Source organism: Mycobacterium sp. NAZ190054 (assembly GCF_001545925.1).
GTDB lineage: Bacteria > Actinomycetota > Actinomycetes > Mycobacteriales > Mycobacteriaceae > Mycobacterium.
Map to the genome: position 1 here is coordinate 1 of NZ_LMVQ01000147.1, position 9,012 is coordinate 9,012.

Genomic DNA, 9,012 nt, shown 5'->3' on the forward strand with positions numbered 1-9,012 from the left:
AACCTAGAGCACCCGACCGCGTGCGCGTCCCCCATTGCCCTGCGGACACACCGAGAACACTTGAGACTCAACCAAAAACACCGCTGACCAGCGAGAAGGCGCCCACTAAAACACTAGGAGCGCCTCATATGTTCGACACAGTGCCGGCGACAGTGAGCGGCCACCGGGGAGCGATACGAAAAACGGCCCGGGAGTACCGGGCCGTCCTGGGGCATGTGGTGCGCGATACTGGGATTGAACCAGTGACCTCTTCCGTGTCAGGGAAGCGCTCTCCCGCTGAGCTAATCGCGCCGGGAACACCGTTGGAGGTGGAGACGGGAATCGAACCCGTGTGCACGGCTTTGCAGGCCGTTGCCTCACCACTCGGCCACTCCACCGCTGGGGTCGATGCCTGCAACCTCGAGCGGATGACGGGATTCGAACCCGCGACCCTCACCTTGGCAAGGTGATGCGCTACCAACTGCGCTACATCCGCGCGCCACGAGCGAGATCGTCGCCCGTCGCGATGCAGAACGATAGTCCAGGCAGTTGGGCATACACAAATCCCTTGCTCGCGCGGCGTGCCGAACCTCAGAACAGCTGGTATGCCTGACGGGAAATCATGAACCCGTGGCCCTCGGAATTCGAGCAGCGGATGCCCGCGGGTTCGCTGCCGCAGCGCATCCCGCCCCCGGCCCGGAACTGTCCGTAGTCGAGGACCGGTCCGCTGCCCAGCGTGGTGTCGCCGGCGCAGACGAACCCGGCAGCGCCGGTCGCCGTCAGGTAGATGCCCTGCCCGTAGCCGGTGAACTCCGGGCAGTCGGCCGGTCGTGGGGGAGGCGCCCAGTCGCGCGCCGCGATGTCGCAGCGCACCGAGTCCTCGGCCAGGATGCAGCCGATGTTGCCGCTCGGCGAGGTGAATCCGACGATGTCGGCCGCGGCCGCCGGCGCGGCGAGTACCGCCGTGGCCGCCGGGGCGGCGAACAGTGCCGCGGCCAGCGTCGCGGGGATGGTCGGACGCGTCATGCGGGGCAGGTTACCTGGGTGAACGAGCCGGGGCGGGGTGAACCGGCGGGCCGCTCACCAGGGCATTTCTCGGCCGATCGCCGCCGCGTGCTAGTCTTCTGCCTCGTTCGCTCCGTCGGATATCCGGTCTCGTAGCTCAGTGGGAGAGCGTCCGCCTCACACGCGGAAGGTCGCTGGTTCGAACCCAGCCGGGACCACCACGCAGGATCACGGTGATGCCATCGAGGTGCAACCGATGGGCTCGAAACGCATTGCCCGGCAATCTCCCACACCCGTGTCGGCTCACCGGGTGCGCCGGCCCGGCTTCCCGCTCCACTTCACGTGGTGTCTGCTGTGGGCGAGGCGGTCGAGCCTGGCCAGCCCGGAGCTCAGATCGCCGGTCAGTGGGAGTTCTCCGTCGGGATCGCAGATGGCCAGCAGGCGCTGCACCGCGGGGCTGCCGACGATGACCCAGTCCACGTCGTTACGCGCGTTGTGCACACTGATGTAGTACAGCGCGGTGAAGCCCTGACTGCCGAAGAAGTCGACCGCGCGCAGGTCGAGTACCAACTGCCGCGAGACGCGGGTGTGGCGTTCGACGTAACGGGCCAGCGCCCGGCCGTTGACGGCGTCGATCTCGCCGATCACGGCGACCGCGACCCGGTGGGAGGAACAGTGGCGCGCCGCGAAGGTCGCGTTACCGCTTCGCTGCTGCTCCTCGGTCTGGGCGACAGCGGGCCGGTAGGTGTGTTCGGTACTGACGGCGACCATCCTCACTTCCGTTGCGTCACTGCAGAGAAGCCTTGCCGGGTACACCGCCGAATTTGGTCGCCAGCTACCGCAGTCAGGCTGCGCCGTGCGGCGCATTCGCGGGCTGGGGACTCAACCTCTGGCCAGATTAGTACGAATCTCGCAGGTTGTGCCGGGTTCGACACGATCGCCAATCCTGGGCCGTCAGGCCCGATTTGGCCGGCACCGGAAGCCTGGTGGCGTCTACGTGCGCATCGTGGCGGTCGGCACCGCGACGGAATCCGTGGTGTGATCTGCCATCGTCGTCGCAGTCCTCGTCAGCCGACCTGGTCGCGCAGCGTGGCCAGCGCCCTGGCCAGCAACCGCGACACATGCATCTGCGAGACACCGATCTGTTCGGCGATCTGGCTCTGCGTCCGGTTGTCGAAGAAGCGCAGCTGAAGAACGAGGCGGTCGCGGGCCGGCAGCTTGGCCAGAAGCGGCTGTACCGTCTGGATGTCGACGACCCGCTGGATGTTCTCGTCGGCGGCGCCGATGGTGTCGAGCAGCGTCAGCCCGTCACCGTCGCCGCCCCGCATCGTTTCCTGCTCGGTGGAACGGGTGGAATACGCGTTCGAGGCCACCAGCCCCTCGACGATCTCCTCACGGTCCATACCGAGGTATTCGGCCAGTTCGCTCGGTGTCGGCGCCCGGTTGAGTTGGTGGGTGAGTTCGGACTTGGCGCTGTTCAGCCGCACGTTGAGTTCTTTGAGGCGCCGAGGAACCTTCAGCGACCAGCCGTGGTCGCGGAAGTAGCGGCGCACCTCGCCCATCATGGTCGGGACCGCGAAGGCAAGGAAATCGTTGGCGGAGTCGACGTCGAAGCGGTTGACGGCGTTGAGGAGGCCGACGCGCGCCACCTGGACGAGGTCTTCATGGGCTTCGCCACGTCCGCGGAAGCGCCGCGCGATGTGGTCGGCCAGGGGCAGGCAGCGCTCGATGATCGCCTCGCGTTGCCGCCGGAACGGCGCTGATTCGGGGTCGAGAGCCGCCAGCGCGCGGAACATGTCGACGACGTCGTCGTAGCCGCCTCCTGCTCTTCCGCGTGTTCTGGTGGGTTGCTGATGCTCGACCGGCGCGGGCTGGGCGCTCGTGCTGTCGATGGTCTTCGGGTGTTCGATTGTCTGCACAGGTCACGCTTTCGGGTCGTGAACGTGGCGGTGGAATGTTCGACGCCCGACCGGTGGGGAACGCGGACGGGGCGGTGAAATGTCCTGGAGTGAGTCCATTGAAGAAAGGGCGAACATTTTCGTCACGTTGGGGACCGCTCACTTGCGATTGGCATTCGGACCAACGGATCACGCCGGGTGCTCGACATGCGCTTGCTGCGGTAGGTATGTCACCGCCGACACCTGAAACGCCCGATATTTCAAGCATTTTGTGGTGCGTCGGGATGACTTTCTTTCATCACCTGCTACTGACAATACGGGTCCGAGAAGCAAGCGCAACCCCCGCCGCGGGGTTATTAGCGTTCCTTAACCTCGCCGTCGACTGCTGTATGCCCGGCCCGCGCCGGTCCTGCTGCGGCGTGAACCTTGTGAGCGGCGGTCAGAACCAGACTTTTCGTCCGCCGACGGGCCGACCGACGGCACCGAGAATCCACAACACGATGCCGACCACGACGAGAATCCCGCCGATGGTGTACAGGATCGAGAGGCCGGTGAAGTAGCCGATCAGCAACAGGATGATGCCGAGGATGATCATTTTTGCTCCGATCCGAGGCGGCGGGGGTCAGCACTGCTAACAGGGGGTTGCCAGGGCGGTCAGACCTGAAACATCGCCGGTGGTGTGCCGGATCGTTGCGCTGCTCGGCACACGTCGGCGGTGCGGGGGTTTAACCCCACACGCCTGGGCAACTCCTGGCTTGTCCCGCCAGAGAGCAAGGAGCACACACCATGCTTGGAACCATCCTCGGCGCCATCGTCGTCGGCCTCATCGTGGGCGCACTGGCCAGACTCGTCATGCCGGGCAAGCAGAACATCGGTGTGGTGATGACTGTGGTGCTCGGGGCGATCGGTTCGTTCCTCGGCACCTGGGTCTCGTACAAACTGGGCTATCCCAGCCAGGATGGCGGCTTCAAGATCATCCCGTTCCTCGTCGGCGTCATCTTCGCCGTCGTGCTGATCGCGGCGTACCTCGGAATCACCGGGAGGCGCAGCGCGCGGCCTCGGGTCTGACCGTCGCTCAGCCGAAGGCCGTGCCGCACATACGGTGTCGCGCGTTTGGCGGCTCCTGACGGTGGGCATCAACCCGCCATGACGCACCAGGTCAGCAGCCTCCAACGCCAGCATCAGTCACCGGCTCCGGTCGTCAGGAAGCGTCGGCCCGTCACCGTGGCCGGAGCGTTCGCCGCGGGTCTGGCGACCGGCGCGCTGACCCGTGCCCGGCGCTCGCAGCCGAACCCGAGAATCGCCGCGGCGGACAGCGCCGGCGACGGGCGGGCCGAACCGCGCCGTGCCGAGACCGCCCATCCAGGAACGGAAGCCACCGACGCGGTCGGCGCCCCGGACGCCGACGACCCGCAGAAACCGGATTCGCCGACCGAGCTGACGCGGCCGTCGATGATGTACGTGCTGCGCCAGACAGCCAGTCAGTTCAGCCGTGACCAGTGCACGGACCTGGCCGCGGCGCTGACGTATTACGCGGTGCTGTCGCTGTTTCCCGCGCTGGTCGTGGTGATGTCGCTGTTGGGAGTGCTGGGCCAGGGGGAACGCACCGCGGACTCGATCCTGCAGATCGTCGACGACGTCAGCCCCGGTGCGGCCGTCGACGTGCTGCGCGGGCCGATCGAGAACCTCGTCGACGCACCATCGGCCGGCTTCACGCTGGTCGCGGGCATTCTGGGTGCCCTCTGGTCGGCGTCCGGTTTCGTCGGGGCGTTCGGCCGCGCGATGAACAGGATCTATGAGGTGCAGGAGGGCCGGCCGGCCTGGAAACTGCGGGCACAGCAACTCGCGCTCACGTTTGCCGGACTCATCGTCGCCGCCGCGGTCGCGCTGCTGCTGGCGCTGAGCGGACCGGTCGCCGAGGCCGTCGGCGGTTACCTCGGCATCGGTCAGACGGGGCTGACGATCTGGAACATCGCGCGCTGGCCGGCGCTGTTGGCGCTGGTCGTCGTCGGGGTGGCCATGCTGTACTACATCAGCCCCAACGTCCGGCAACCCAGGTTCCGCTGGATCAGCGTCGGCGCCGCCATCGCGATCGTGACCTGGGTGGTGGCCTCGCTGGGTTTCGGCTTCTACGTCGCCAACTTCGGCAACTACAACAAGACCTTCGGAACGCTGGCCGGCGTCATCGTCTTCCTGCTGTGGGTGTGGCTGACCAACCTGGCCCTGCTGTTCGGCGCCGAGGTCGACGCCGAGCTGGAACGTGGCCGACAGCTGCAGGCCGGTATCAGGGCCGAGGACACCCTCAAACTGCCGTTGCGCGACACCGCGGTGATCGACAAGAACCGGGCCAAGGACCGCGAGAACCGGCTGCGGGGGCGGAAGCTTCGCCGCTCCCGCGGGCGACAGGCGTAGGCGCCGTTTGCGCCCCCGCCCGCGGGGTACGGCCCGCGGCAACCACGCAGAGAGGAGTCCGGTGTCGTGAGCGTCGCGCGGCGTAGTCGTTCCCTGGTCCGTCGCGGTGTGAAGGTGCAGCGCAGGATCGCAGTCGTCCAGCTGCTGTTCTGGCTGGTGCTGATCGGAAGCGGACTGGCGGCCGCTGCGGTGGCGCTCGCGTTGCGGCGGCACCGTCTGGGTGCAGCTCCACCGGGCGGATGAGACATGCGGATCGTCATCACCGGAGCATCCGGAAACGTCGGTACCGCTCTGCTGAGGCGGCTCCGGGAGGACGAGGCCGGGCACGAGATCGTCGGCATCGTGCGGCGGCCGCCGGAACCGGCCGCCCCGTACGACGCCGTGCGGTGGCACCCGGTGGATCTCGCCGATCCGGACGCGGGCGCCAGGTTGCGTCCGATCCTCGACGGCGCCGACGCGGTCGTCCACCTGGCCTGGGGCTTTCAACCCACCCGGAACACCGGTTACCTGACCCGAATCGGCGTGGGCGGCACCGCCGCCGTGCTACAGGCAGCACATGACGTCTCGGTCCGGCAGCTGCTGCACATGTCGTCGGTGGGCACCTATGCCGCAGGGAGTTACGGCCGTCGGGTCGACGAATCGTGGTCGACCCGCGGCATCCCGACGTCCCCGTACAGCAGGGACAAATCGGCGGCCGAGGCGCTGCTCGACGCCTACGAGCGCGAACACGGTCATGCCGGCGTCCCCATCGCCAGGATGCGGCCGGGGTTCATCGTGCAACGCGTGGCTGCCAGCGGCCTGATGCGGTACGCGCTGCCCGGCTTTCTGCCGATGCGGGCGGTGCCGTTGCTACCGGTGCTCCCGCTGGACCGCCGGTTGTGCATCCCGCTGGTGCACGCCGACGACGTCGCCGCGGCGTTCGTCCGCGCCATCGAGCGCGGGGCGGCCGGCCCGTTCAACCTCGCGGCCGAACCCCCGCTGCGCCGCGACGATGTGGCGAAGGTGCTGCACGCGTGGCAGATCCATGTGCCGGCCGGACTGCTCGGCACCGTCGTCGACCTCACCTGGCGGGCCAGATTGCAGCCGGTCGACCGCGGTTGGCTGGACATGGCGTTCAGCGTCCCGCTACTGGACTGCGCCCGTGCGGCGGCCGAACTGGACTGGCAGCCGGAGTGGTCCTCGGTTTCCGCGCTGACCGATGTCATCGGAGGCGTTGCGCAGCAAGCACATACCGACAGCCCGCCGCTGCGCCGTCGGTCGATGGTGGAACAGCTGCGCCGCGACCTGACCGAAGGGCCGCTGACCACCCGCCATCTGCCGTGACGTGATGGACCAGCGACCGGTGGTCACGGAACCCCTTGTGTCACATCAGGAGTGTGTTTCGGCGGCTGCGAAGGGCCGTTGACCGGTCCGCTCCGGTCGTTCCGTCGGCAAGCGTCGCCGATCGCCGTGTTTTCCCAACACGGCGTCTCGCGCCACCTGCTGCCTTAGGCTGTGCGCATGCGGTTGGCGTGGCCGTTGGTGGGCCGCGGACGGGAGGCGCGGCGCATCGAGGCGGCGCTGTCGAATGCTGACACCGCCGGTGTCGTGATCTCGGGGCCGGCGGGCGTGGGTAAGAGCCGGGTGGCCACGGCGGTTCTGGATGCGGCGGCAACCCGTGGGAACGATGTGCGCTGGGTCGCGGGCTCCTCGGCTGCGCGCGAAATTCCGTTGGGCGCGATGGCCTCTTGGACGGATCCGGCGGAAAGCCACGCGTTGCAGTCGGTGTGCGGAGTGATCGAACGGCTCACCGCCGCGCCGCGGCCCGTCATGGTGGGCGTGGACGACGCGCACCGCCTTGATGACATGTCCATCTTCGTCCTCCACCAGATCGTCCAGCGCCGCACCGCCAAACTCCTGTTGACGCTGCGGGAGGGGGAGGCCGTGCCCGGTGCCCTCGCCGAGTTGTGGAAGCTCGCGGACTTCGACTGGCTCGAACTCGGGCCCCTGCCGCGGGACGACACCGCGGCCCTGTTGGCGATGACCCTGGACGGACCCGTGGAGCCGGACTCCGCCGACCGGCTGTATCAGTTGACCCGCGGCAATGTGCTCTACCTGCGTCACATCGTGGAACAGGAGGTGGCCGACGGTCGCCTGGCGCGGCGACGTGACCACTGGCGGTGGAACGGTGAGCCGTCCGTGCCGCGCACCCTGGTCGAGCTCATCGAATCCCGCATCGGGTCCCTGCGGCCCGAGGTGGCCGCTGTGATCGATCTGCTCGCCGTCGGAGAGCCTCTCGAACTTGCTGTGCTGCAACGGATCACCGACCCGGGGGCGGTGGAGGAGGCCGATGTTCTCGGGCTGATCAGCGTCGACCAGACCGGCCCGCTCACCGAGGTCAGGGTGGCTCATCCCCTCTACGCAGAGGTGCGGCGTAACCGCACCGCCCCGACACGGCTGCGCCGGCTGCGCGGGGTGGTGGCCGCTCAACTCGCGTCCGCAGCCGCTCACGACAATGTGCGGGTAGTGGTGCGCCGTGCGGCGCTGAGCCTGGACTCCGATCTGGAGCCTGATGCCGATCTGCTGTGTCGGGCCGCCCACGGTGCGGTCTGCCTGGCCGATCTGCCGCTCGCCGAACGACTGGCCGAGGCCGCCGGTCGTGCCGGAGCGGGTCCGGAGGCACAGTTGATCCGCGCGCACGCGCTGTCCTGGCTGGGCCGGGGTGAGGCCGCCGAAGAGGTCCTCACCCGCGTCGACGCCGCCGCGCTCGGCGAGGACGACTACGCCCGGTACACGTTCTTCCGCGCCAGCAACATGTTGTGGGCCCTGGCCGAACCCGCACGCGCCGAGGAGATCATCGCCGCGGCGGCGCATCTGACGTCCGCGTCTGCGCGGGACAAGATCGATGCCGTCCGCGCCGCGCACGCTTTCGCCACGGATCGGCCGGTCGAGGCGCTCACCGCGGCCGAGGGCCTGGTCCTGGAGCACCTGCCCGCGGTGGTCGGTGGGGAAGTGGCCTGGGTGCTGACCAACATCCACGGGGACGCAGGGCGCGCGGCCGCGGCGGAAGCCGTCGCCGACGCCGGATATGCGATAGTGCGCAGCTCCGACGCACCCCAGTTGGGATGCAACATCGCCGACGCACACGTCGGCGCGCTGCTGCTGTCCGGAAATGTGCGTTGCGCCGAGCAGATCGCCGAGCGTGAACGTCGACAGGCCGCCGACCTGCCCGGAGCCGCGCATCTGCTCGGGATCGCCATCGCCGGTCGCGCCGCACTCGGAGCGGGTCGGCTCGGCGAGGCACGGACGCTGTTGAGCCGCGCCGTGGTGACCCTGTCGGCCGCGGGCCACGACATCGGGTGGGGATACCGCTACCGCATCCCGTACGTCGTCGCTCTCGCAGCGACCGGTGAGATCGCCGAGGCCGCAGAGCTTCTGGCGTCCCTAGAAGCCAGGCGCCGGCCGTTCCGGTCCCTGAGTTCTGAGAGGGCAGTGGCCCGCGCCTGGGTCGCCGCGGGCCAGGGCGCGGTCAGCGAGGCGATCCGCATCCTCGGCCGCGCCGCCGACGACGCCGCGGCCGCCGGCCGGTTCGCCGTAGAGGTGGAATGTCGGCAACTCGCTACCTAGTTCGGCTTGACCGGCGTGGGGCCCAAGCGGCGCTCCCGCGGTTCTCGACACGGACCAAAGCGCAATAACGGCAAGGTTGACCATGATGCCAAGAGCTAGCACCGGGGTGGTG

9 protein-coding genes and 4 tRNA genes are annotated in these 9,012 nt (G+C 68.5%); 6 read left to right on the forward strand and 7 right to left on the reverse strand.

All coding sequences use genetic code 11. The features are described from left to right. Nucleotides 1-216 precede the first annotated feature (216 nt). From ASJ79_RS12260 to ASJ79_RS12275, 4 genes are all read right to left on the reverse strand, one after another. Nucleotides 217-291, reverse strand: a tRNA-Val gene (locus ASJ79_RS12260). Nucleotides 292-303: 12 nt separating this feature from the next. Further along, nucleotides 304-377 (reverse strand) — tRNA-Cys (locus tag ASJ79_RS12265). A gap of 25 nt (nucleotides 378-402) precedes the next feature. Continuing rightward, nucleotides 403-475, reverse strand: a tRNA-Gly gene (locus ASJ79_RS12270). A gap of 95 nt (nucleotides 476-570) precedes the next feature. Next, nucleotides 571-1,005 (reverse strand): DUF6636 domain-containing protein, encoded by a 435-nt coding sequence (locus ASJ79_RS12275; RefSeq protein WP_067955479.1) that lies wholly within the window; start codon nucleotides 1,003-1,005, stop codon nucleotides 571-573. Between the two features lie 125 nt (nucleotides 1,006-1,130). On the opposite strand from ASJ79_RS12275, the gene ASJ79_RS12280 reads away from it, so the two are divergent. Next, nucleotides 1,131-1,205 (forward strand) — tRNA-Val (locus ASJ79_RS12280). A gap of 82 nt (nucleotides 1,206-1,287) precedes the next feature. On the opposite strand, the gene ASJ79_RS12285 is transcribed toward ASJ79_RS12280, so the two are convergent. The 3 genes from ASJ79_RS12285 to ASJ79_RS32170 all read right to left on the reverse strand — a co-directional run bounded on the left by ASJ79_RS12285 (nucleotide 1,288) and on the right by ASJ79_RS32170 (nucleotide 3,477). After that, complete coding sequence (locus ASJ79_RS12285) at nucleotides 1,288-1,755, reverse strand: STAS domain-containing protein (protein ID WP_067955482.1); 468 nt, start codon at nucleotides 1,753-1,755, stop codon at nucleotides 1,288-1,290. Between the two features lie 296 nt (nucleotides 1,756-2,051). Then, complete coding sequence (locus ASJ79_RS12290) at nucleotides 2,052-2,903, reverse strand: SigB/SigF/SigG family RNA polymerase sigma factor (protein ID WP_082753810.1); 852 nt, start codon at nucleotides 2,901-2,903, stop codon at nucleotides 2,052-2,054. A 418-nt stretch (nucleotides 2,904-3,321) separates the two neighbouring features. Further along, nucleotides 3,322-3,477: a hypothetical protein gene (locus tag ASJ79_RS32170; protein WP_011779752.1), complete on the reverse strand. Its 156-nt coding sequence runs from the start codon at nucleotides 3,475-3,477 to the stop codon at nucleotides 3,322-3,324. A 191-nt stretch (nucleotides 3,478-3,668) separates the two neighbouring features. Between ASJ79_RS32170 and ASJ79_RS12295 the strand changes: the two genes are divergently transcribed. From ASJ79_RS12295 to ASJ79_RS32180, 5 genes are all read left to right on the forward strand, one after another. Further along, the gene (locus ASJ79_RS12295; RefSeq protein WP_067955484.1) at nucleotides 3,669-3,950 is read left to right on the forward strand and encodes a GlsB/YeaQ/YmgE family stress response membrane protein; all 282 of its coding nucleotides are present in this window, start codon (nucleotides 3,669-3,671) and stop codon (nucleotides 3,948-3,950) included. Nucleotides 3,951-4,028: 78 nt separating this feature from the next. Further along, nucleotides 4,029-5,294 carry a YihY/virulence factor BrkB family protein gene (locus tag ASJ79_RS12300; protein ID WP_082753811.1) on the forward strand — a complete coding sequence of 422 codons (1,266 nt, stop codon included), beginning with the start codon at nucleotides 4,029-4,031 and terminating at the stop codon, nucleotides 5,292-5,294. Between the two features lie 66 nt (nucleotides 5,295-5,360). Beyond that, entirely contained in the window at nucleotides 5,361-5,537 is a 177-nt protein-coding gene (locus tag ASJ79_RS32175; RefSeq protein WP_156448399.1) for a hypothetical protein, read from the forward strand. Between the two features lie 3 nt (nucleotides 5,538-5,540). Continuing rightward, nucleotides 5,541-6,617 (forward strand): NAD-dependent epimerase/dehydratase family protein, encoded by a 1,077-nt coding sequence (locus ASJ79_RS12305; protein ID WP_067955486.1) that lies wholly within the window; start codon nucleotides 5,541-5,543, stop codon nucleotides 6,615-6,617. A gap of 177 nt (nucleotides 6,618-6,794) precedes the next feature. Then, entirely contained in the window at nucleotides 6,795-8,900 is a 2,106-nt protein-coding gene (locus ASJ79_RS32180; RefSeq protein ID WP_067955488.1) for an AAA family ATPase, read from the forward strand. Nucleotides 8,901-9,012: the final 112 nt, after the last annotated feature.